Raw genomic sequence first — 23,170 nt, 5'->3', positions numbered from 1 at the left:
CCCCCCAGTAATACAGCGCTTGCACCACCCGGCTCGCACCACTCAAGCTATGCTTCATCCGCATAATGTCTATCAAAGGAAAGGGCCCTCCGATATGCGCATTCTCGTTACTGGCGGCGCTGGCTTTATCGGCTCAGCCCTGATCCGCCACCTGATCCAGCACACCGAGCACGAGGTGCTCAACCTGGACAAGCTGACTTACGCCGGCAACCTCGAGTCGCTGACCAGCATCGCGTCCAACAGCCGCTATGAGTTTGTCCAGGCCGATATCATCGACCAGGTCACCGTCAGCGCCTTGCTCGCACGCTTCGAACCCGATGCGATCATGCACTTGGCGGCCGAGTCCCATGTCGACCGCTCCATTGACGGCCCGTCGGATTTTATCCAGACCAACATCGTTGGCACCTACAGCCTGCTGGAAGCCACGCGAGCCTATTGGCAGAAGCTGGCAGAGCCGGCAAAAGGCGCATTCCGTTTCCACCACATCTCCACTGATGAGGTGTATGGCGACCTGCACGGCGTGGACGACCTCTTCACCGAGACCACGCCTTACGCACCGAGCTCGCCGTATTCCGCGAGCAAGGCAGCGTCCGACCACCTGGTACGCGCCTGGCAGCGCACCTATGGCCTGCCGGTGCTGTTGACCAACTGCTCGAACAATTACGGGCCGTTCCATTTCCCCGAAAAATTGATCCCGCTGGTGATTCTCAACGCCCTGGCGGGCAAGCCACTGCCGGTGTATGGCGATGGTCTGCAGGTGCGTGACTGGCTGTTCGTCGAGGATCATGCCCGTGCGCTGCTCACAGTGGTCACCACTGGGGTTGTGGGCGAAACCTACAATATCGGCGGCCACAACGAACAGAAGAACATCGACGTGGTACGTGGCATCTGCGCCCTGCTGGAAGAACTGGCGCCGCAACGCCCAGCCGGTGTGGAGAAATTCACTGACCTGATCACCTTCGTCAAGGATCGCCCAGGCCACGACCAACGCTACGCCATCGACGCCAGCAAGATCGAACGCGAACTGGGCTGGGTCCCGGAAGAAACCTTCGAGACCGGCCTGCGCAAAACCGTACAGTGGTACCTCGATAATCTGGAATGGTGCAGCAGGGTCCAGGACGGCAGTTATCAGGGAGAACGATTGGGCAACACCGACTTGAAGGATCTAATCGCATGATGAAGGGAATTGTATTGGCTGGCGGCTCCGGCACTCGCCTACACCCCATTACGTTGGGAGTGTCCAAACAGCTGTTGCCGGTGTATGACAAGCCGATGATCTACTACCCGATATCCGTGCTGATGCTCGCAGGCATCAAGGACATTCTGGTGATCTCCACTCCGGTAGACCTACCGCAGTACCGAAACCTGCTGGGAGACGGCAGCCAGTTTGGCGTGCGTTTCACGTATGCCGAACAGCCTTCCCCGGACGGGCTGGCTCAAGCATTTATCATTGGCGAAGAGTTCATCGGTGATGACGCGGTGTGCCTGATTCTGGGGGACAACATCTTCCACGGCCAGCATTTTGGCGATCAGTTACGCACCGCAGCCGAGCGCTCCTCGGGCGCTACTGTTTTCGGCTATTGGGTGAAAGACCCGGAGCGCTTCGGTGTGATTGATTTCGATAAAGAGGGCCGCGCCCTTTCCATCGAAGAAAAACCGGCAAAGCCCAAGTCACCGTATGCCGTGACCGGCCTGTACTTCTACGACAACGACGTGATCAAGATCGCCAAGGCGGTCAAGCCTTCGCCACGCGGCGAGCTGGAGATCACCGACGTCAACAATGCCTACCTTCAGCGTGGCGATCTTCACGTTGAACGCTTCGGCCGTGGGTTCGCCTGGCTCGACACCGGCACCCATGACAGCCTGCTGGAAGCCTCGACCTACGTTCAGACCATCGAGCACCGCCAGGGCTTGAAAGTGGCCTGCCTGGAAGAGATCGCCTATGAAAATGGCTGGATCGATCGTGATTATCTGCTGGAGCGCGCCAAGTACTTTGGCAAGACCGGCTACGGCCAATACCTCTACTCGCTTGCCGGAGAGACCCAGTGAATGTAGTTGAAACCACACTACCCGGCGTACTGATCCTCGAGCCAAAGGTATTCGGCGACGAACGCGGTTTCTTCTACGAAAGTTTCAATGCGCGCGCCTTTGAAATGGCCACCGGGCTCAAGCGTAATTTCGTGCAGGACAATCACTCACGCTCGCAAAAAGGCGTGCTGCGAGGTTTGCACTATCAGCTTGAACACACTCAAGGAAAGCTGGTGCGTGTCACCTACGGTGAAGTGTTGGATGTGGCGGTCGACATCCGTCGCAGCTCACCCAACTTTGGCCAGTGGGTGGGTGTCCGCTTGTCGGCACAGAACCATCGCCAACTCTGGGTGCCAGAAGGCTTCGCCCATGGTTTCGTGGTGTTGAGTGAGTACGCAGAGTTCCTGTACAAAACCACCGACTACTACCAGCCAAGCGCCGAGCGCAGCATTCTCTGGAATGATCCGACGCTGGCCATCGACTGGGAGCTGGCCGAACCGCCGCAACTCTCCGCCAAGGATCAGGTCGGCAAACTGCTGATGGAAGCTGACTTGTTCCCATGAAAATCCTCATCACCGGCCAACACGGCCAAGTCTCCCAGGAGCTGCAACAGCGGCTCAAGGGCCTGGGCGAACTCCTCGTCCTGGGCCGCGACCAGCTTGACCTGGCAGACGCAGACCTTATCCGCCAGCAAGTGCGCATCCATCGCCCTGGCCTGATCATCAACGCGGCGGCCCACACCGCCGTCGATCTGGCCGAGAGCGAGCCGGACGCTGCGTTCGCCATCAATGCCATCGCCCCCGGAATCCTCGCCGAAGAGGCCAAGGCGTTGGGTATCCCGCTGATTCACTACTCGACCGACTACGTGTTCGACGGCACCAAACCTGCCCCGTACACCGAAAGCGACACGCCGAACCCATTGGGTGTCTACGGCCAGAGCAAGCTGGCGGGCGAGCAGGCGATTGCGGCTGCAGGCGGCGAGTACCTGATCTTGCGCACCAGTTGGGTCTATTCGAGCCACGGCAAGAACTTCCTGCTGACCATGCAGCGCCTCCTGCAGGAAAAACCGCAGATGCGCATCGTGGCCGACCAGTTCGGTGCACCGACCTGGGCCGGGACTATCGCCAACAGCACCCGCGTGCTGATCGAGCAGTGGCAGGCCGGTAAGGCAGGGGATTGGGGTGTTTACCACCTCACTGCCCAGGGGGAGACTTCATGGTTCGGCTTTGCCCAAGCCATTGGCGAGCAACTGCGCGCCGAGGGCAAGGCCTGTGCCGAGCTGGAGCCGATCCCTTCCAGCGCCTACCCGACCCCCGCCAAGCGCCCGCTGAACTCGCGCCTGGACTGCACCCGCCTGCAACAGCAATGGCACGTCAGCCAGCCACAGTGGCAAGACGCATTGCACGAGTGTCTTGCACAGCAGCACTAGGCATAATGCGCCTGTACCCACAGGCGCGACTTCCATGACCCCACCCCTTCCGCGAAGACCCCGCTGGCGCAGCCTCGCCCTGCTGGCTCTGTGCCTGGCACCGCTGTTGTGGCCGCTGGAGCATTTGGCCGAGCGCTATTACCGCAGCGAGCTGGCCGGGCAAAACCGCCAGACCCTCGACCTCTACGTCGCCAACTTGCTGGGCACCCTGCATCGCTACGAAATACTGCCGCAGATCCTCGGGGACTTACCGGCCCTGCGCACTGCATTGGGCGCGCCCCACGTCAGCACCCACCTGGTCAATGCCAACCAGTTGCTCAAGGACGTCGCCGCCCAGGCCGGGGTAGAGGTGATGTATCTGATGGACACCACCGGCAAGACCCTCGCCGCGTCCAACTGGGACAAGCAAGACAGCTTTGTGGGGCGCAACTTTTCCTTCCGTCCGTATTTCAGCGAAGCCATGGCCGGGCGCCTCGGACGGTTCTTCGGCCTGGGCACCACCTCGGCCAAGCGCGGCTACTTCTTCGCCGCCGCGGTGCGTGACGGCGATACCATCATCGGCGTGCTGGTGGTGAAGGTCGACCTGGACCACACCGAAAGCCTGTGGGGCAATACCCCGGAACAATTGCTGGTCACCGACCACAACGGCGTGGTGATCCTCACTTCGCGCCCGCAATGGCGATTCCGCGCCACGCGGCCACTGACCGCCGAAGAACGCCAGGCCATCATTGCTATCCAGCCCTACCCCACCCGCGACCCGCAGCCGTTGAGCCTCAGCAGCAGCGCTTGGCTGCGCCAGTCCACGGCTATCGCCGAGACCGGCTGGAACGTGGAAATCCTCGCGCCGCGCTCGCTGATCAACCGTCCGGTGCGCACGGTCGTCGCCGTGGGCGGTGCCACGTTGTTGGTGCTGATGCTGTTGCTGGGGTTGCTGATGCAGCGCCGCCGGCACTATCTGGAACGCATCGCCTTCGAAGCCAAGGCCCGCCGCGAGTTGGAAATGCGCGTGGCCGAGCGTACCAGCGACCTGGAGGGCCTTAACCGGCGCCTTAAACAGGAAGTGCTGGAGCGCGAGCATGCCCAGCAAGAATTGGTGCGCGCCCAGGATGATCTGGTCCAGGCCGGTAAACTCTCGGCGCTGGGCACCATGTCGGCGAGTATCAGCCATGAATTGAATCAGCCACTGGCGGCGATTCGCAGCTATGCCGAAAACGCCGAGATCCTGCTCGACCATGAGCGCACCAACGATGCCCGCGGCAACCTCAAGCTGATCAGTGAATTGACCGGGCGTATGGCCTCGATCATCGCCCACTTGCGCGCCTTCGCCCGCCGTGACCGTCACGCGCCGGAGAGCGTGGCCCTGCAACCGGCACTGGATGACGCCCTGGCATTACTGGCCAAGCGTCGGCGTTCGATGGAGGTGGAGTTGATTCGCGACTTGCCAGAGGCGACCTTGTGGGTGCAGGCCGGTGAAACCCGTCTGCGCCAGGTGCTGGGTAACTTGCTGGCCAATGCTCTGGACGCCCTCACCGAAAAAGGCCCGCCACGCAGACTCTGGCTGAGTGCCGAAACCACGCCCCAGGGCGTCAACCTGTACATTCGCGACAATGGCCCGGGCTTTTGCATGGAAGCCCTGGGCCGCGCCAGCGAGCCGTTCTACACCACCAAGACGCGCACCCAGGGCCTGGGCCTGGGCCTGGCGATCTGCGACACCCTGATGCGCGCCTTCGGCGGCGAACTGTTGTTCGCCAACCACAAGGAGGGCGGCGCGCTGTTAACCTTGAAATTGCGCGCCGGCTCGCCGGGCGTCAGTCTGCAACCGTCCGAGGACCGCAGTGTATGAGTATCGACAACTCGATTCAGGTGGTATTGATCGACGACGATCCACACCTGCGTCAGGCCCTGTGCCAGACCCTGGACCTGGCCGGCCTGAAAGTCCTGCCCCTGGGAGAAGCCAACGGGCTCACCGCACGCCTGTCCCGCGACTGGCCGGGCGTGGTAGTCAGCGACATTCGCATGCCCGGCATGGACGGCCTGGAACTGCTGGCTGAACTGCACGGCCAGGACCCCGACCTGCCGGTGCTGCTGATCACCGGCCACGGCGACGTACCGCTGGCGGTGCAAGCCATGCGTGCCGGCGCCTATGACTTCCTGGAAAAACCCTTCGCCAGCGACGCGCTGCTCGACAGCGTGCGCCGTGCCCTGGCCCTGCGCCGGCTGGTGCTGGACAACCGCAGCCTGCGCCTGGCTCTCAGCGACCGCCAGCAACTCAGTACGCGCCTGGTAGGGCACTCGCCACAGATGTTGCGCCTGCGCGAGCAAATCGGTGCACTGGCCGCGACCAAGGCCGATGTGCTGATCCTCGGCGAAACCGGGGCAGGCAAGGAGGTCGTCGCCCGCGCCCTGCACGACCTCTCAAGCCGACGCAGCGGCCCGTTTGTGGCGATCAACGCCGGGGCGCTGGCGGAATCGGTGGTGGAAAGCGAACTGTTCGGCCATGAACCCGGCGCGTTTACCGGCGCGCAAAAGCGCCGCATCGGCAAGTTCGAGTTTGCCAATGGCGGCACGCTGTTTCTGGATGAAATTGAAAGCATGAGCCTGGATGTACAGGTCAAGTTGCTGCGCCTTTTACAGGAGCGCGTCGTGGAACGCCTGGGTGGCAATCAGTTGATCCCGCTGGATATCCGCATTATCGCCGCCACCAAGGAAGACCTGCGCCAGGCCGCCGACCAGGGCCGTTTCCGTGCCGACTTGTATTACCGCCTCAATGTGGCGCCGCTGCGCATTCCCCCGCTACGGGAACGGGGTGAAGATGCGCTGATGCTGTTCCAGCACTTCGCCGACGAGGCCAGCAGCCGCCACGGCCTGCCCTTGCACGAACTGCAACCGGGCCAGCGCGCGCTGTTGCTGCGCCACAGCTGGCCAGGCAATGTGCGGGAACTGCAAAACGCCGCGGAGCGTTTCGCCCTCGGCCTGGAGTTGGCCCTGGATAACACCCAGGACCACCCCGCGGCCGGTGTGCTGACCTCCACACCCGGAGGCCTGAGCGAGCAAGTCGAACAGTTCGAAAAAAGCCTGATCGCCGCCGAACTGACCCGCCCCCACAGCTCTGTGCGCAGCCTCGCCGAAGCCCTGGGCGTACCGCGCAAAACCTTGCACGACAAACTGCGCAAACACGGCCTGAACTTCGCCGACAGTGCCGGCCAGAGCGCCGATGACGAATGACATCGTCCACCTACAAAGAGGCCGCCATGAGCCGTGATAGCCGTTACCTGGAATCCATCCTCCACCACGACATCCCACTCACCCGGGAAATGGGCCTCAGGGTGCTCGACTGGCAACACGACCAACTGCAACTGCACCTGCCCTTGCAAGCCAATATCAACCACAAGAGCACCATGTTCGGCGGCAGCCTCTACTGCGGCGCGGTGCTGGCGGGTTGGGGTTGGCTGCACCTGAAGCTGCGTGAAGCCGGGATTGAAGACGGGCACATCGTGATTCAGGAAGGTCAGATCAGCTACCCGCTGCCGGTGACCCAGGACGCGACAGCCATTTGCGCGGCGCCGGATGAAAAGATTTGGAAGCGCTTTGTGGCGACCTACCAGCGCTATGGGCGGGCGCGGTTGGCGCTGGAGACGTGGATTGTGAATGAAGGCAGTGCAGAGCGTGCCGTTGTCTTCACCGGCCAATACGTCCTGCATCGCTAGCAGCCATGACACAAAACAACTGTGGGAGCGGGCTTGCCTGCGATAGCGGTGGATCAGCCAATACCTGTATGACTGACACTCCGCCATCGCGGGAAAGCCCGCACACATTTTGCTCTGCAGTGGCCTTAAGATCTGGCCAGGGTCAACAGCCGCTCACGCCACGCCGCCTTGGCCGGCAACGCCAGAAAGAACGGGTTCAGCAACGACTCCCGCGCCGGGTAACTGAACGGCTTGCCATTCAACTCCAATACTTCACCCCCAGCTCCTTCCAATACACCCTGGGCCGCTGCGGTATCCCACTGCGAGGTCGGCGCCAGGCGCGGATAACAATCGGCACTGCCCTCGGCTAATAAGCAAAACTTCAAGGAGCTGCCGATATTCGCCAGTTTCAACTCGCCCAAGCCTTCACTGAGGCCATTGAGCAGGCGCTCCTGCTCAGGGCTGGTATGACGACGGCTGGCCACCACCGTAAAGGCCTCACCCGAGGCCGGGGCCTGGCGTACTTGAATCTGCTTGGGCGCTGCATTGACGTCCGACCGCCAAGCCCCCAGGCCCGCGCCGCCGAAGTAGCAACGGCCAGTGGTCGGTATCGACACCACGCCGAACACCACGCGGCCCTGTTCGATCAATGCAATATTGACGGTGAACTCTTCACTGCCAGAAATGAATTCCTTGGTGCCATCCAGAGGGTCCACCAACCACCAACGCTGCCAGCCGGCACGCACGCTCTGATCGATATCGGCGTCCTCTTCAGACAGCACTGGAATGCTTGGGTCCAGCGCGGTGAGGCCTGCGAGAATGAGATGATGGGCAGCCAGGTCGGCAGCCGTCACGGGAGAATCATCCGCCTTGGACGTCACGGCTACCTCGGCACGCCAGTACGGCAGGATGGCTTCACCCGCCTGCCGAGCCAGTTCAATGACCGGTGCGATAAACGGGTGGCCTAAAAACAGTTCGCTCATGCGGTGAACGCTCCACGCTGGGTCAACAGGTCTCTCACCAGATACAGCGCAGCCAGGGCGCGACCTTCGCTGAACTGCTCGTTTTGCGCCAGCGCCGACAGCTCACGCAGGTTGACCCGGTCTACCCGCATTGGTTCGGGCTCATCACCTTCAAGACGCTCTTCGTAGAGATCGGTAGCCAACACCACCTGGATCTTCTGGCTCATATAGCCGGGCGACAATGACAGCTCGGTGATGTGCTCCAACTGCCGTGCACCGTAGCCGGCCTCTTCCTTGAGTTCGCGGTCTGCCGCTGCAAGCACGTCTTCGCCGGGCTCGATCAGGCCTTTGGGCAACGACAATTCATATTCGTCAGTGCCGCCGCAGTATTCTTCCACCAGCACTGCATGATCTTCATCGATCATCGCCACAATCATCACGGCGCCATAGCCCGTGCCACGCCCGACAAGACGCTCATAGGTCCGCTCAACGCCATTGGAAAAGCGCAATTGCACTTCCTCCACGCGGAACAAACGGCTACTGGCGACTATTTCGCGGGCGAGGACAGTGGGTTTCTGGCGCATAAACGGCTCCTTGGCGTGATCGGGTTACTATACCGTGGCTTTTCCGATTGTCTGTGTCGGATATTTTTACTTACATGAGACCCCACCATGTCCTCTCTGCCCTGGCACGCCATCGACACCGTCCTGCTGGACATGGACGGCACCCTGCTCGACCTGCATTACGACAACCACTTCTGGATGGAACACCTGCCGCAACGCTATGCCGAACTGCACGGCGTAAGCCGAGCCATGGCCGAGATGGAGTTGCAGCCACTGTTCGAGCGTAACGCCGGACAGTTGCAATGGTATTGCCTGGATTTCTGGAGCGCCGAGCTCAAGATCCCGGTGCGCGAGCTCAAATTGGAAACCGCCCACCTGATTGCCCTGCGTCCGGATGCCGATACCTTCCTGGCGGCGATCAAACAGGCCGGCAAGCGCGTGATCATGATCACCAACGCTCATCGTGATTCGCTGTCATTGAAGTTGGAGCGCATTGAACTGGCGCCGTATTTCGAGCGATTGATCAGCTCTCACGACTACGGTTTCCCCAAGGAAAACCCGCAATTCTGGGAGGCCTTACAAGCGGATATCCACTTTGACCCGGCCCGTAGCCTGTTTATAGATGACACTTTGCCGATCCTGCGCAGTGCCCGGGATTTCGGCGTGGGACATTTACTGGCAGTGAAAGAACCTGATAGCAAAAAAGGCTCAAAGGACACCGCAGAATTTGCGGCCGTCGGGGATTATCGAGAACTCATCGCCGGGCTTATGTAGGAGCGAGCTTGCTCGCGAAAAACGTCAACGATAACGCGTGCTTCCTGGATAAACGCGGTGCCTGTGAGTTTTTCGCGAGCAAGCTCGCTCCTACAAAAGGGCGAGCTTGCTCATTTTATCCTGCGTATTACTCAGGGATGCGCAGTGTCTGGCCCGGGTAGATCTTGTCCGGGTGCGACAACAGTGGCTTGTTAGCCTCGAAAATCTTGTTGTACTTATTCGCGTCGCCATAGACCGTTTTAGAGATTGCGCTGAGAGTGTCACCGCTTTTCACAACAACAAAGCGTGAAGCCACCACGACTGGACCACTGACAGTAATCTGGTCATCCACACTTGCCACGCCGGCAATGTTGCCCAGCGCCAACAGGATCTTTTCTTTCTCTTCCTGCGTGGCCACTTCACCGGTCACTGTGACCTTGTCGCCATCCACCGTGGTTTGCACGTTTGGATTACCCAGGCCCACCTTGCTCACATGCTCCTTCAACTGCTCACTGGCGTTCGCATTACCCGGCGTCAACAGGTCGACAATCTTTTCGCCGGCTTCTTTGATAAAGCTAAAAATACTCATGGTGCGCTCTCCTTGGGATTTAATTTCCAGATGCCCAAGACTAGACCAGTCCTGCCGACTTGGGTTCCAGACTGGCTAAAGACTCAAAAGTATCCAACTCACCCCTGCTTGGAATAAGCCCGACGAAAACGCGGGTGAACCTTGATCGACGCCCTCTATCAATAGATCAATACTGGCGATTAGACGTGACCCTTTGTCGCGCCTAGTCTAAACACTGATCAATCCGCCGGTGGTACTGCCCCATGAACGCCAAGCGCCCTCACTGCGCGGCGCCCGCTCTCGAATCGACCGCGCCCGTCGCCAGCCAGAGCTATCACTATTGCAATCTTGAACACACTGAAGTCGCCAGCACTGCGCTGGCCGAAGAAGTGGCGTTGGCGATTGCCTACAACGATATCAGCCAGGCGGTGATGCTGGTGACGCCTACGGACCTGGAAGACTTCATTGTAGGTTTCAGCCTCGGCAGCGGCATTATCACCGACGTTAACGACATTTATGACCTGAAAATCAGCGGGTCAGGCGCAGCCCAGTACGCCCAGGTACAGGTTTCCAGCCGTGCGTTCTGGAACCTCAAGCAGCAACGCCGCCAATTGGCGGGCACCAGCGGCTGCGGCCTGTGTGGCGTGGAAGCGGTAGAGCAAGCATTGCCCGACCTCCAGGTACTGCCCGGCGCGCCCTTGCCGCCGGCGCAGTGGCTCGACGGCCTGCGCCAGCGTATCAGCGCATTCCAACCCCTGGGCCAGCACAGCGGCGCCGTGCATGCGGCGGTTTTTATGAACAGCCAGGGGGAATTGCTGATGGGTCGCGAAGACATCGGCCGGCATAACGCTCTGGATAAATTGATTGGCGCGTTGATCCGCCAAAAGATTCCGACCGACGGCGGCCTGGCGATTGTTACCAGCCGCTGCAGCCTCGAATTGATTCAGAAAGTCTTGCGCGCGGGTATCCAGACCCTGGTCAGCCTGTCGTCGCCCACCGGCCTGGCCTTGCAATGGGCGCGCCGGCACAACCTCAACCTTATCCACCTGCCGCAAAAAAGCGCGCCACGGGTCTATAGCCCTGCGATGGAGCACCAGCCATGAGCCTTCACCACCAAGCCGACCAGACCCCAACCCCACGCTACAAGCCCTATAAAGGCCCAGCCGGTGGCTGGGGCGCTCTGATCAGTGTGGCGCAAGCCTGGCTGACCAGTGACAACGCCCTGAAAAACCTGCGCATGATGCTCAAGACCAATCAGAACGGCGGCTTCGACTGCCCGGGCTGCGCCTGGGGCGACTCGCCGGAAAGCGGCATGGTCAAGTTCTGCGAAAACGGCGCCAAGGCGGTCAACTGGGAAGCCACCAAGCGCCGCGTCGATGCGGCCTTCTTCGCCAAGCACAGCGTCACAGCGTTGCTGGAGCAAAGCGACTATTGGCTGGAATACCAGGGCCGCCTGACCGAGCCGATGCGCTATGACGCCGAGACCGATCGCTACATGCCCATCAGTTGGGAAGCCGCCTTCGACTTGGTCGGCAAGCACCTCAACGCGCTGCCCAGCCCGAACATGGCCGAGTTCTACACCTCGGGCCGCGCCAGCAACGAAGCCGCCTACCTGTACCAGTTGTTCGTACGCGCCTTTGGCACCAACAACTTCCCGGACTGCTCGAACATGTGCCACGAAGCCAGCGGCGTAGCCCTGGCGCAGAGTGTCGGCGTGGGCAAAGGTACCGTAACCTTTGATGACTTCGAACATGCCGATGCCATTTTCGTCTGGGGCCAGAACCCCGGCACCAACCACCCACGCATGCTCGAGCCGCTGCGCGAAGCGGTGAAACGCGGCGCTCAGGTGGTGTGTATCAACCCCCTGAAAGAGCGCGGCCTGGAGCGCTTCCAGCACCCGCAACATCCGCTGGAAATGCTCACCAACGGCGACAAGCCGACCAACACCGCCTACTTCCGCCCGGCGCTGGGTGGCGATATGGCTATCTTGCGTGGCATGGCCAAGTTCCTGCTGCTGTGGGAACGCCAAGCCCTGGCCGAAGGCAAGGAAGCGGTGTTCGACCACGACTTCCTCAATGAGCACACTGCCAACGTCCTGGAATACCTGGGTCAGATCGACGATACCTCGTGGGAGGAGATCGTCGAGCAGTCCGGCCTGACCCTGGTGGAGATCGAGCAAGCGGCACGCATGTACGCCAAAGGCAAGAGTGTAATCATGTGCTGGGCGATGGGGATTACCCAGCATCGCCACTCGGTGCCGACCATCCAGGAAATCGCCAACCTGATGCTGCTGCGCGGTAATATCGGCCGCCCAGGTGCCGGGCTGTGCCCGGTGCGTGGCCACAGTAACGTACAGGGCGACCGCACCATGGGCATCAACGAACGCCCACCGGTGGCGTTTCTGGACGCGCTGGAGCGTCGTTTCCAGTTCCAGGTGCCTCGCGACAATGGCCATAACGTGGTGGAAGCGATTCACGCCATGCTTGAAGGCCGCTCCAAAGTCTTTATCGGCCTGGGCGGCAACTTTGCCCAAGCCACGCCAGACAGCACGCGTACCTTTGAAGCGCTGCGAAATTGCGACCTGACCGTGCAGATCAGCACCAAGCTCAACCGCAGCCACCTGATGCACGGTAAAGATGCGTTGATCCTGCCGTGCCTGGGCCGCACCGACATAGACATCCAGGCCGACGGCCCGCAAGCGGTGACGGTGGAAGACTCGTTCAGCATGGTCCACGGCTCCAACGGCCAACTGCAACCGCTGTCGAAACTGATGAAGTCCGAGCCGGCGATCCTGGCGGGCATTGCTGCCGCCACTCTGGGCAGCAAGCCCGTGGATTGGAACTGGCTGGTGGCCGACTATGGGCGCATCCGCGACCTGATCGCCGACACCATCCCAGGCTTCAAGGACTTTAACGAGAAGATCAAGCATCCAGGCGGTTTCTATCTGGGCAACTCCGCCGGCGCACGGCGCTGGAACACTCCGTCAGGTCGCGCCAACTTCCGCCCGAACATCTTGCCCAAAGACCTGATCCACGAGCGCACCCACGCCACGGGCCGGGTGCCGGACCTGATCATGCAGTCAATGCGCTCCCATGATCAGTACAACACCACCATCTACGGCCTGGACGACCGTTATCGCGGGGTCAAAGGCCAGCGTGACGTGCTGTTCGTCAACGAAGCCGACATCATCCGCCTGGGCTTCAAGCCGGGGCAGAAGGCAGACATCGTGTCTCTGTGGGAAGACGGTCGTGAGCGCCGCGTGAAGGGCTTTACGCTGCTGGCATTTGATATTCCGGCGGGGCAGGCGGCGGCTTACTACCCCGAAGTGAACCCGTTGGTGCCGTTGGAAAGCACTGGCGATGGTAGCCATACGCCAACGTCCAAGTTTGTTGCGATTCGCTTGGAAGCGGCGAGTGACAATGGGTTGATCATGGCGCGCTCGGCCTGACTTGATCCGAGATATGTGTTTCTTGAACTACCGCTTTCGCGGGCAAGCCCGCTCCCACACTGGGATGGGTTCACCATTGAGACTGTGTGGACCGATCGAATGTGGGAGCGGGCTTGCCCGCGAAGAGACCAGCACAAGCACCGCACATTCTGCAGGCACAAAAAAAGGCCGCTTTTGCATAAAAACGGCCGTTCCGAAGTAGCTAAAGACCCGTAAAAACGACTTAAGTTCCCCATACAAAACAGCAACTTAGCAAATTGTATACAACCTCTGCCGCCGGTCGGATTTCGATTGTCAGCGCCTCGATACAACCTCAGGATCGCGCCGTCATCCCTTGAGGTTTCCCTGAATGAAGTTCTCCTCGATTCTCTTGTTGTCCCTTGGCCTGGTCAGTGGCGCAGCCATGGCAGGCGGCACCACCGAAGCCGGTGTAGGCGGCGCATTGGGTGGGGTACTAGGTTCTGTTGTCGGCCAGCAGTTGGGCGGCAACACCGGTTCGACCATTGGCGCGGCCCTGGGCGGCGCAGGCGGTAGTGCAGTCGGCGCCGACAAACGTAGCCGTGGCGAAGCCGCCATTGGTGGCGCACTGGGCGCAGCCGGCGGTAACGTCGTAGGGCGCAGCGTTGGCGGCAGCACCGGTGCACTGATCGGCTCCGCAGCCGGCGGTGGCGCGGGCGGCGCGCTAGGCAACTACATGGGTAACGAAAGTGATCGCGACAGCCGCCATTACCGCGATCGCGACCGTGATGATCGTCGCTACTACCGCGATGGCCACCCAGGTCGCGGCCATGCCTATGGGCATCGCAAGAACAAGCATCGTTATCGCGACTGATAAACCCGCGCTCTGACGAACACATCCGATGTGGGAGCCGGGCTTGCCCGCGATAGCAGTGAATCAGGTTTAGACGTACTGCCTGATACTGCGCCATCGCGGGCAAGCCCGGCTCCCACATTTGGTCTGTATTGCTTGTAGGTGCGTCAAACCAGCAGCCGCTGCATCGCTTCGCGCAACATTCCCGGAATCGGCACTGGCTGGTTCGAGGCTCGGTCCACAAACACATGGACAAAGCGCCCCGCCGCACGCGCCTCCTCCTCGCCCGCCTTGAATACCGCCAGCTCATACTGCACCGAGCTATTGCCCAGCTTGCCCACCCGCAGACCGACCTCAATGCACTCGGGAAAAGCGATCGAGGCGAAGTAATCGCAGGCCGAACTCACCACAAACCCCACCACTTCACCGTCATGAATATCCAACCCGCCCTGTTCGATCAGGTAGGTATTAACGGCTGTATCGAAGAAGCTGTAGTAAGTGACGTTATTCACATGGCCGTAGGCATCGTTGTCGTGCCAACGCGTGGTGATCGGTTGGAAGTGGCGGTAATCGTCGCGCACAGGCGTTGAGTCAGGCATCGGCAAGTCTCATCAAAGTTGATCCAATTGAGCATGGGCCCAGTCGCGCACCTCGGCGTAGGGGTAGTCTTCCAGCGCAGCAAAACCGGGAATGCCTCGCGCCTTCAACTTGGTAAACAACGGTACGCTGATACCGCCAAGGAAACGCGTCAAACGCTCCGCATTCGGCAAGTGCCCCGTGTGCTCATGATGCCTGTGGATAAAATCACCGCACAGCCCCATGAAGTTTTTATCCACAAGCGGCGGCAAGCTCGGCGGCGCCGGCAGATGGGCGACCTGGCCGTGGCATACCGAACAATGCCCGCAACGCCGGGGCGCATTATCATCACCAAAGTAGTGCGCCAGACGTTGCCCCAGGCAGTGGTCGGTGGCGAACAGGTCGAGCATGGCGTGAATCCGCGCGACCTCCGTCACCTCATGCTGCTTGAAGCCTGTGTATAACTCGGCGCTTAACGCGTGGGGGTCGAAATGGGTGTCGAGCAAACTGTAGACCTCAGTCATTTGCTTGCTTTCGAGCTCGATCAGGCCCTGCTCCTGAAAATAATCCAGTGCCTTCACCACCCGACTACGCTCGGCATTGTGCTGTTGATAAAGCGCATCGAAATCGACCGTCGCCCAGGTTTTAGCGCGCTTGCACACCTGGATGATCGCCGCGACAAACTGCTGCCGCTCGCCGGAAAAACGCGCCAGCAAGGCTTCGGGTTCGATCAGGTATTTGAAACGGTATTCCGCATAAAACGCATAGCGCGGCGCGATCACGCCCTTGAGCTCCAACTGCACCAGGAGCGTCTTGAGCGGCAACTCGCGAATATTGCTGTGGTCCGACAGCGACCTGAGCAGGAACTCCCACTGCCCTTCACTACGCGCGGCCTGCAATTCCTCCAGTACGCGCAAAATGCCGTCCTGCTCCGGCGTATCACCGTACACGAAGTTTTCCAGCACATTGAGGCTGTCGCGGTTGGCCAACACCAGGCAATCCGACGGCTGCCCGTCACGCCCTGCGCGGCCGATTTCCTGGCTGTAGTTCTCGATTGACTTGGGCAGGTCGAAGTGCACGACATTGCGGATGTCACTCTTGTCGATGCCCATGCCAAACGCGATAGTTGCGACAATGCAATTGGAACGCCCGCCCATGAAACGCTGCTGGATACCTTCGCGTTTTTCATGGGGCAGCCCCGCGTGATAAGCCTCGGCCTGAATACCGTGGCGGTTCAGATGCTCGGAAATCTGTTCGGCGGTTTTCTGCAAGGTGACGTAGACAATACTCGGCTGGTTGGCCCGCGCTTTCATCCATTCCAGCAGCCTGCGGCGTTTGTCGTGGCCGCTGACCGGTTCCACCAGCAGGTTGAGGTTGGGGCGATAGAAGCCCGTGGTCACTACATCTTCGGCAGCAATGGCGAACTTGGCCTGCATGTCGGCGATCACCTGGGGCGTGGCCGTGGCCGTCAGCAACAGCGCCTGAGGGATGTTGAACTGGCGCTGGTAGTCCGGCAGCTTCAAATAATCCGGGCGGAAGTTGTGGCCCCATTCGGAGATACAGTGCGCCTCGTCTACCACCAGCAACGAGATCTGCACGCTGTTCAGGAAATTACGGAAACGCTCGTTCTTCAAACGCTCCACGGAAATCATCAGAATCTTGAGCTCGCCCGATCGCGCACGGGCCATTACATCATTGGCCTCATCACGGCTCTGGGCCGAGTCGATACTGCCCGCCGAAATGCCATGGCGCTGCAGGAAACCCAACTGGTCCTGCATCAACGCCAGCAACGGCGACACCACCAGCGTCAGGTGCGGCAGCAACACGGCCGACAGCTGGTAACACAAGGATTTGCCCGACCCCGTAGGGAAAATGGCGGCGGCAGATCGCCCAGCCAGCACGGCGCTGACCGTCTCTTCCTGGCCCAAGCGAAAGTGTGGGTAACCAAAGACCTGCTGGAGGGTGTCGTGCATAAGGCTGTCACTCCATTGACCGCTGAGTTGGCTCAAAAACATAGCCCGGGATTCTCAGCGAATCGAGAAAGGTCGCGAGGAAAAAAGAGACAGGATGATACACAGAGGGAAGGATGGCTCAGGGCCGAAGTGGGACTTTTCCTAGAAAGTAACAAGACGCAGCAGATACAAATGTGGGAGCTGGCTAGCCCTCTCCCACATTTCAAAACCGTGCTACTGCTGAATCAGCGGTTTTGCACCCGCTCGATCGCCGTGTCATACACCGGGTTGGCCTTTTGCTCCTTGGCCAACTGGTAATGACGCAGCGCATCCGGGAACTGCCCGGCCGCTTCGTAGATGCGTGCAATGTTGTAGTAAGCACCGGCGCGCACAGTCGCGGCATTGATACCGGTGGCCAGGGCGATAGCCTTGCGGTTAGCCCAGATCGACTCCGCGGTATTGCCGGCTTTCTGATACGCCAGGCCCAGGTTGCCGTAAGCCTTGCCGAAGCTGTTATCCAGCTCGATGGCTTGACGGAAGAAGTCGATGGCCTGGTCCAGGTTACCGGCCTGGTAGGCCGCTTCGCCCTTGAGGTTCAGCCTCTTCGCATCGGCCTGTACCGACGAGCTCACTGTCACGGCGGTGACGGCCACGCTGTCGTCCAGCAAAGGCTTGACCTCGTTGAGTACATCTTCGGCGCCGACTCTCACGCCGGTGAAGGTGTTGATGTCCTGGAAGTCGCCACTGCCGGTCATGCGGAACACAGTCCACAGGTTGCCCGTGCGGTTCTGCGGCACATAGTAGGTGCGTACCAGGGATTGCCCCATGTACACAAACACCTTGGCCTCACTGTTGGACAACTCGCTGGAAGTGGGAGAGCCGCTGTTGGAATAGTCGTGCACGGCATAGACGTAGCTTTCGCCGTAATGCTTTTTCTGCAGGGTGATGGTCTCCGGGCCATAGCTATCGGTGTCATCCACGTCCAGTTCGGCGTCGGTGCCCTTTTTATTGTTGAAGAAGATGTTATTGCCGGGGAAGATCATATGGGAGTCGAGGTCGCGCGGAGCCTTGCCCCAGGTCAACACCACACGCAGGCCGTCGAGATTTTCCATCACCGGGCTGATGGCATAGGTCATGCCTTTGCACGGGCACTTCACCACCAGGTTGGAATAGCCAGGCTTCTTGATGATCAGCAGGTTGCTGGCATCGTCAGCCACTTCACTGGTCAGCGTCACCTGGCCTTGCGCGTTGGTACGGCCCACCACGTTCTGCGCGCCATTACGTTGCAGCAGCACCTCGGCATCGGCGATTTTCTGGTCCTTGACCACCGCGCTCAGCACTTCAATCGGCAACTGCTCGGCCTGGGCAGAAAACGCCACCGCACACAAAGACATCGCCGAGGCGACACGAAGCAAACCCATGCTTAACTCCCTTTAAGTAGTGGGCGGAATCGCCCTACAAGATTTTGCGGTGAAACATACGCTGAAATGAGCTCGCTGGCAGACTTTTTATACAAGTTGTGACGGGCGTTTTATCCCGCCTACCGAGCTACGCATTGCGCTACATTCAAGCCTTGCTCTCCAAGAGGACGCAGCGATGAGCGAACTGACGTTTGAGCAAAAACAGGATCACTATCACAAGATCCGGCGTTCCAATTACTTGGCCAGCCTGCGCCTGGAAGGGTTGGATACCCAACCGACCGACGTCGACAAACCCCTGCCGACACGCGAAGCCGTCCTTGCCAAGTACCGCAACACCTCTAGCTGATGCTCGACAAATACGGGGTGGGCCAGGCCCCATACTGCTACCCCGGTAGCAGCACTCTGCGCAACCGCCTCCATTTGCTCGATGAGGCACGCCTGCACCAGGCCGAGCGGGAATTATCCGAAATCGCCGTAGGCAACCTTCCACTCTTTGCGCCGCCCTACGACCTTGATCGCCTGTCACCCGCTTCTCATCGACACTCAAGCATCAGCCAAAGACATCCAATCCGCCGCCCACCAGCGTATCCGCGCCGCCAGCGACTGATTGGAAACTTTCTCTTGCCTGACCTTCGAACACGCTGACCTCAAAGACATTTCCCACATCATTAATGCGCTGTACCTGCTCGTTCAGGACGGCTGTGATTTGTTGGAAGCCGCGCAACACGTTCAGCTGCAACCTGAACAAGCGCAAGTCTAAGCAACACCTGTGTAGGAGCGAGCTTGGTCGCGAAAATCGCCAACGATGACGCGGTAAATCAGAAAAAACGCGGCGCCCTTGAGTTTTTCGCGAGCAAGCTCGCTCCTACAACTGATCAGCTTTACCCATCACATCGTTGCAAGCCATAAATGCCGGAGGCTTTTGTAAGACACCGCCAAACGTCACGCCATCCGTTTCCCAAACTGCTTCAAATACCCGTTCAACCCTCTATACCAGTTACGCGTAGCCGACTGAACATAACCTCCTATCAACTGTCTCGGAAAAAACCGTGAACATGGAAAGGACTCAATATATCGGCCACTATGGCATCACTTTCACGGTAATTCGACTCACCGTGATGCCAAGCAATCGACAAGAGCTAGCCACACTTTGCTTGCTGGAAGCAAAAGCTTCAGCGATAGAGGTCCGCTTGCGGCTTCAGAAGTTGTACGAAAAGATGCTCGCCCGAGATCTACCCTGCGTCATGACAGTGGCCGTCTCAAAGCCACTGACCAGGAAGCAGGCAGATAGCTCGAACAATCGGAACAACCTCATAAAAGAAATCATTTCTGGCGCAGTTGCAGCCCCTGTCGGGATCATATCCAGCAAAGCAGAATCGATAGTCGAGAACGCTATCAGCGATTTGATTTCTCGCAGGATCCGCAACTTTCACAGCGCAGACATCGTCATCGGCCTGGATGCTCAGGTCAGCGGTGGCATAGGCCCGCAGCGCTCAAGTGTCTCAATGCATGTGCACTCCAGATGAACTTTAGTCAATGGCTTTACCTACAAACAGCGCTATTGTTCGCTCTCCATCTGCTGCTGTATTACAAAATCACTGACGGCACGTTAAGAACGCGTTTCGCCGTTACCTTCATCGTAACGGGATTGCTTCTGTTGTTCTGGCTACCCTACATCGCCATTGTCCTGAACATTCAACTTCTACCCCTGACCTTGTTCTTGATAGGCTTGGTTCTCTTCATCACGCGAAACAAATACCGCCTGCAACGTGACAGGCCCCCTCACCCACTCCTGCGTGCCCCCACCATGAACCTGGCCCCCAACTTCCCAGAAGACCCTGCCATGCAGCAACTTGTGCAATTGCTGCATGAAGAAATCGGCTTGCCAACACACAAGACCATTGGCTTGCACACCTCACTGAACTTCGACCTCGGGTGCGATGGTGCTGAGGCCAAGCAATTCATGGAGGCGCTGGAGCAGGATTTTGGTGTCGACCTGAGCGACTACGACGCTTATCGTTACTTCCAGCCGCCGGTGTTCGACGTGTTCCTGAAGCGTCGCGCCAAAGGCCGTGGTGACAAGATTCCGCTGACCATCGGCATGCTCTACCTGGCGATCAAGACCCACCGCTGGGACACGCAGACGCTGGAAAACCTGAGCTGAATCCAATGAAGGATTTTTTGTAGGGGCGAGCTTGCTCGCGAAAAACTCACAGGCGCCGCGTTCATTCAGCAAGCACGCGTTATCGTTGACGTTTTTCGCGAGCAAGCTCGCTCCTACAGTATTAGGGCAAGCCCGCTCCCACACTGGATCTGCGCTAATCTGGCGAGCCGTATAAATAACAAGGACCTTACATGGACGTAACAATGGGCCTGCTGGCCGCCCTGCTCTGGGGCGGCACGGACTTTCTGGTGGGCCTCAACGCCCGAGCCGTTGGCGTAAAACGCGCGGTGTATTTCGGCCAAGCCCTCGGTTTTTTGATCATGACCCTCCTGCTGGTCATTTTCCCAGCCTTCCTTTTCAAAGCCCTTGATGCAACTTTAAGCGTTTGGCTCCTGGGCGTCGCCGCCGCTCTGCTGACGGTGTCCGGCGCCCTTGCGCTATCCAAAGCCTTTGCCATGGGCAAAGCAGCCATCGTCGCGCCGCTGGTGACGTCCTATGGCGTGGTGACCACCCTGCTGTCCTGGGCCAGCGGTGAACACATCAGCCTGATACAACTGGGCTGCATCGCCCTGTGCGTGATCGGCGTTTTGCTGTCCAGCATTCACAAGGACAACGGCACGCTTCACAACAACCCGCGCCTGTCCATTGCCTACGCCATGTTCGCCGCAACCTTGTATGGCACCAGTTTCTGGCTGCAAGGTCGCTACACACTGCCAGCGCTGGGGCCAATCACCATGTTGTGGCTGGGTTACCTGGTAGGCCTGTGCGTCCTGGTGGTGATGGTGCTGAAGATCAAGGATGGCTTGAAGATCCCGCCACTGAAAAACTGCGCGACTTTGACCGGTGCGAGCTTGATGAACCTCGGCGGTTTTTCGGCGTTTTCGTGGGGCGCAATGGCCGGCTCGGTGTCGGTGGTGACGGTGATCAGTACGCTCTCTGGAGGGATCGCGGCGATCCTGGGGTTCGTATTTTTCAAAGAGCGCTTGTCAGCGGTGCAGGTGGCAGGCGTTGTACTGGTGCTGGTCGGTGCAGTGGTACTGCACATCGCCGACTAATCGTTCGCCCATAAAAAAGCCGCCTAAGAGGCGGCTTTTTTACAACCGGCGAATTTTACAACTTAGGACCCGCCGCCTTGATCGCATCGCTGACTTCAAACTTCTTGAAGTTCTCAATGAACAGGCCAGCCAGCGCTTTCGCTGCTTCGTCGTAGGCAGCCTTGTCAGCCCAGGTGTTGCGTGGGTTCAACAGGCCGGTTTCAACGCCCGGTACGGCCAACGGCACGTCGAGGTTGATGGTGTCCAGGTGTTCGGTTTGCGCACCGATCAACGCACCGCTCTGGATCGCTGCAATCACGCCGCGAGTGGTCGGGATGTTGAAGCGTTTGCCGACGCCGTAGCCGCCGCCGGTCCAGCCGGTGTTGACCAGGTAGACCTTTGAGCCGAAACCACGGATACGCTTGATCAGAAGCTCTGCGTATTCGCCAGCCGGGCGTGGGAAGAACGGCGCGCCGAAGCAGGTGGAGAAGGTCGACTTGATGCCGCTGCCCGAACCCATTTCGGTCGAGCCCACCAGAGCGGTGTAGCCGGACAGGAAGTGGTAGGCCGCTTGTTCTTCGCTGAGGATCGACACAGGCGGCAGTACGCCGGTCAGGTCGCAGGTCAGGAAGATCACCGCGTTTGGCTCGCCGCCCAGGTTCTTCTCGGAACGCTTGGCAACGTGCTCCAGCGGGTAGGCGGCACGGCTGTTCTGGGTCAGGCTGACGTCGGCGTAGTCGGCGTGCTTGGCCTCGTCGATCACGACGTTTTCCAGCACAGCGCCGTGCTTGATAGCTTTCCAGATAACCGGCTCGTTCTTCTCGGACAGGTCGATGCACTTGGCATAGCAACCGCCTTCGATATTGAACACCACGCCTTCGCCCCAGCCGTGCTCGTCGTCACCGATCAGGTAACGGCTTTCGTCGGCGGACAGGGTGGTCTTGCCAGTGCCTGACAGGCCGAAGAACAGGGTCACATCGCCTGCTTCGCCAATGTTGGCGGCGCAGTGCATCGGCAGCACGTCGGCAGCCGGCAGCAGGAAGTTCTGCACCGAGAACATGGCTTTTTTCATTTCACCGGCGTAACGCATGCCGGCAATCAGTACTTTTTTCTGGGCGAAGTTGAGGATCACGCAACCGTCGGAGTTAGTGCCGTCACGCTCTGGCACGCACTCGAAGTTGGCCACGTTGAGCACTTGCCACTCTTCACGACCGGCCGGGTTGTACTGGGCCGGGTTGATGAACAGGCAACGACCGAACAGGTTCTGCCAGGCAGTCTGGGTGGTCATTTTCACGGCCAGGTAGTGGTCTTCTGCAGCCCCTACGTGAACATGGGAAACGAAATGCTCTTGCGCGTTATTGAACGCCTCGACGCGAGCCCACAGGGCATCGAACTTGTCGGCCGGGAACTTGCGGTTGATCGGGCCCCAGGCGATGGCGTCCTGGGTGGAAGGCTCTTCAACGATGAAACGGTCAACCGGCGAACGACCGGTGCGGTGACCGGTTTCTACGACCAGCGCGCCAGTATCGGCAAGCACGCCTTCACCGCGCTGCAGGGCTTCTTTGACCAGATCGTCAACACTCAGATCGGTGTATACGGCGTTATTGGCTTGCGTCATGAGGTTCCCCGTCGGCCTATGGCCGAGTGCTCCAAACGTTTTGTAGTAGAAAGTTGCGCACTACTACCGCGAAAAAAGTGGGCCGGATTATGCCAGAAAAGCCCAAAAAGAGTAGGGCCCTCCCGTCAGAACACCTCTAATCCGGCGTTTGTCAGGT

At 59.5% G+C, this 23,170-nt stretch carries 22 protein-coding genes and 2 pseudogenes; 17 read left to right on the top strand and 7 right to left on the bottom strand.

Annotated features, from left to right (window positions below):
- Window positions 1–94: 94 nt before the first annotated feature.
- The 7 genes from rfbB to GIV26_RS11350 are packed head-to-tail and all read left to right on the top strand — an operon-like array spanning window position 95 to window position 7,164.
- On the top strand, window positions 95–1,177 hold the full coding sequence (gene rfbB, locus GIV26_RS11380; RefSeq protein ID WP_236280533.1) for a dTDP-glucose 4,6-dehydratase: 1,083 nt from the start codon (window positions 95–97) through the stop codon (window positions 1,175–1,177).
- On the top strand, window positions 1,174–2,049 hold the full coding sequence (rfbA, locus tag GIV26_RS11375; RefSeq protein ID WP_003187717.1) for a glucose-1-phosphate thymidylyltransferase RfbA: 876 nt from the start codon (window positions 1,174–1,176) through the stop codon (window positions 2,047–2,049). Before rfbB ends, rfbA begins: the two co-directional genes overlap by 4 nt.
- Window positions 2,046–2,591, top strand: a complete 546-nt coding sequence (rfbC, locus tag GIV26_RS11370; protein WP_034125512.1) for a dTDP-4-dehydrorhamnose 3,5-epimerase — start codon at window positions 2,046–2,048, stop codon at window positions 2,589–2,591. Before rfbA ends, rfbC begins: the two co-directional genes overlap by 4 nt.
- Window positions 2,588–3,457 (top strand): dTDP-4-dehydrorhamnose reductase, encoded by an 870-nt coding sequence (gene rfbD, locus GIV26_RS11365; RefSeq protein WP_060764958.1) that lies wholly within the window; start codon window positions 2,588–2,590, stop codon window positions 3,455–3,457. Before rfbC ends, rfbD begins: the two co-directional genes overlap by 4 nt.
- 34 nt (window positions 3,458–3,491) lie before the next feature.
- Window positions 3,492–5,300, top strand: a complete 1,809-nt coding sequence (locus tag GIV26_RS11360; RefSeq protein WP_034125510.1) for a sensor histidine kinase — start codon at window positions 3,492–3,494, stop codon at window positions 5,298–5,300.
- Window positions 5,297–6,682 carry a sigma-54-dependent transcriptional regulator gene (locus GIV26_RS11355; protein WP_034125509.1) on the top strand — a complete coding sequence of 462 codons (1,386 nt, stop codon included), beginning with the start codon at window positions 5,297–5,299 and terminating at the stop codon, window positions 6,680–6,682. The genes GIV26_RS11360 and GIV26_RS11355 overlap by 4 nt, the downstream gene beginning before the upstream one ends.
- A gap of 26 nt (window positions 6,683–6,708) precedes the next feature.
- Window positions 6,709–7,164 (top strand): thioesterase domain-containing protein, encoded by a 456-nt coding sequence (locus GIV26_RS11350; protein WP_034125508.1) that lies wholly within the window; start codon window positions 6,709–6,711, stop codon window positions 7,162–7,164.
- Window positions 7,165–7,289: 125 nt separating this feature from the next.
- Here the strand turns inward: GIV26_RS11350 and cysQ are convergent, their stop codons facing one another.
- Both cysQ and nudE read right to left on the bottom strand, forming a co-directional pair.
- The gene (gene cysQ, locus GIV26_RS11345; RefSeq protein ID WP_034125507.1) at window positions 7,290–8,126 is read right to left on the bottom strand and encodes a 3'(2'),5'-bisphosphate nucleotidase CysQ; all 837 of its coding nucleotides are present in this window, start codon (window positions 8,124–8,126) and stop codon (window positions 7,290–7,292) included.
- A complete protein-coding gene (nudE, locus tag GIV26_RS11340) occupies window positions 8,123–8,689 on the bottom strand; it encodes an ADP compounds hydrolase NudE (protein WP_014716485.1) in 567 nt (188 codons plus the stop codon). The genes cysQ and nudE overlap by 4 nt, the downstream gene beginning before the upstream one ends.
- Window positions 8,690–8,776: 87 nt before the next feature.
- On the opposite strand from nudE, the gene yrfG reads away from it, so the two are divergent.
- The gene (gene yrfG, locus GIV26_RS11335; RefSeq protein WP_236280531.1) at window positions 8,777–9,442 is read left to right on the top strand and encodes a GMP/IMP nucleotidase; all 666 of its coding nucleotides are present in this window, start codon (window positions 8,777–8,779) and stop codon (window positions 9,440–9,442) included.
- A 127-nt stretch (window positions 9,443–9,569) separates the two neighbouring features.
- Here the strand turns inward: yrfG and lysM are convergent, their stop codons facing one another.
- On the bottom strand, window positions 9,570–10,010 hold the full coding sequence (lysM, locus tag GIV26_RS11330) for a peptidoglycan-binding protein LysM (RefSeq protein ID WP_032894105.1): 441 nt from the start codon (window positions 10,008–10,010) through the stop codon (window positions 9,570–9,572).
- A gap of 242 nt (window positions 10,011–10,252) precedes the next feature.
- Here lysM and fdhD point away from each other — a divergent pair, with 242 nt between their 5' ends.
- The 3 genes from fdhD (at window position 10,253) to GIV26_RS11315 (ending at window position 14,269) form a co-directional block, all read left to right on the top strand.
- A complete protein-coding gene (fdhD, locus tag GIV26_RS11325) occupies window positions 10,253–11,092 on the top strand; it encodes a formate dehydrogenase accessory sulfurtransferase FdhD (protein ID WP_003187702.1) in 840 nt (279 codons plus the stop codon).
- Complete coding sequence (locus tag GIV26_RS11320) at window positions 11,089–13,437, top strand: FdhF/YdeP family oxidoreductase (protein WP_236280527.1); 2,349 nt, start codon at window positions 11,089–11,091, stop codon at window positions 13,435–13,437. Before fdhD ends, GIV26_RS11320 begins: the two co-directional genes overlap by 4 nt.
- A gap of 349 nt (window positions 13,438–13,786) precedes the next feature.
- Entirely contained in the window at window positions 13,787–14,269 is a 483-nt protein-coding gene (locus GIV26_RS11315) for a glycine zipper domain-containing protein (RefSeq protein WP_034125502.1), read from the top strand.
- Between the two features lie 146 nt (window positions 14,270–14,415).
- Here the strand turns inward: GIV26_RS11315 and GIV26_RS11310 are convergent, their stop codons facing one another.
- The 3 genes from GIV26_RS11310 to GIV26_RS11300 all read right to left on the bottom strand — a co-directional run bounded on the left by GIV26_RS11310 (window position 14,416) and on the right by GIV26_RS11300 (window position 18,197).
- Window positions 14,416–14,847, bottom strand: a complete 432-nt coding sequence (locus GIV26_RS11310; protein ID WP_054896645.1) for an acyl-CoA thioesterase — start codon at window positions 14,845–14,847, stop codon at window positions 14,416–14,418.
- A 12-nt stretch (window positions 14,848–14,859) separates the two neighbouring features.
- Window positions 14,860–16,797 (bottom strand): RecQ family ATP-dependent DNA helicase, encoded by a 1,938-nt coding sequence (locus tag GIV26_RS11305; protein WP_054896646.1) that lies wholly within the window; start codon window positions 16,795–16,797, stop codon window positions 14,860–14,862.
- A 224-nt stretch (window positions 16,798–17,021) separates the two neighbouring features.
- On the bottom strand, window positions 17,022–18,197 hold the full coding sequence (locus GIV26_RS11300; RefSeq protein ID WP_236280524.1) for a tetratricopeptide repeat protein: 1,176 nt from the start codon (window positions 18,195–18,197) through the stop codon (window positions 17,022–17,024).
- A gap of 175 nt (window positions 18,198–18,372) precedes the next feature.
- Here GIV26_RS11300 and GIV26_RS11295 point away from each other — a divergent pair, with 175 nt between their 5' ends.
- The 6 genes and pseudogenes from GIV26_RS11295 to GIV26_RS11270 all read left to right on the top strand — a co-directional run bounded on the left by GIV26_RS11295 (window position 18,373) and on the right by GIV26_RS11270 (window position 21,416).
- A complete protein-coding gene (locus GIV26_RS11295) occupies window positions 18,373–18,543 on the top strand; it encodes a YhfG family protein (RefSeq protein WP_186526720.1) in 171 nt (56 codons plus the stop codon).
- A pseudogene (locus tag GIV26_RS11290) lies at window positions 18,543–18,734 on the top strand (cell filamentation protein Fic); the annotation flags it as partial. The gene GIV26_RS11295 and the pseudogene GIV26_RS11290, both read left to right, overlap by 1 nt.
- A pseudogene (locus GIV26_RS11285) lies at window positions 18,691–18,957 on the top strand (hypothetical protein). The pseudogenes GIV26_RS11290 and GIV26_RS11285, both read left to right, overlap by 44 nt.
- Before the next feature lie 295 nt (window positions 18,958–19,252).
- Window positions 19,253–19,723 carry a hypothetical protein gene (locus GIV26_RS11280; protein WP_236280594.1) on the top strand — a complete coding sequence of 157 codons (471 nt, stop codon included), beginning with the start codon at window positions 19,253–19,255 and terminating at the stop codon, window positions 19,721–19,723.
- 281 nt (window positions 19,724–20,004) lie between these two features.
- A complete protein-coding gene (locus GIV26_RS11275; protein WP_034125858.1) occupies window positions 20,005–20,361 on the top strand; it encodes a DUF1493 family protein in 357 nt (118 codons plus the stop codon).
- A gap of 191 nt (window positions 20,362–20,552) precedes the next feature.
- Window positions 20,553–21,416: a DMT family transporter gene (locus tag GIV26_RS11270; RefSeq protein WP_233098149.1), complete on the top strand. Its 864-nt coding sequence runs from the start codon at window positions 20,553–20,555 to the stop codon at window positions 21,414–21,416.
- 55 nt (window positions 21,417–21,471) lie between these two features.
- Here GIV26_RS11270 and GIV26_RS11265 read toward each other — a convergent pair whose 3' ends face one another.
- Entirely contained in the window at window positions 21,472–23,013 is a 1,542-nt protein-coding gene (locus tag GIV26_RS11265; RefSeq protein ID WP_005783824.1) for a phosphoenolpyruvate carboxykinase, read from the bottom strand.
- Window positions 23,014–23,170: the final 157 nt, after the last annotated feature.

Source organism: Pseudomonas sp. PA-1-3F, assembly GCF_021609665.1.
Taxonomy (GTDB): Bacteria; Pseudomonadota; Gammaproteobacteria; order Pseudomonadales; family Pseudomonadaceae; genus Aquipseudomonas; species Aquipseudomonas paracarnis.
Note: the sequence above shows the minus strand (reverse complement) of the source record. Positions and strands in the feature narration are given on the sequence as shown.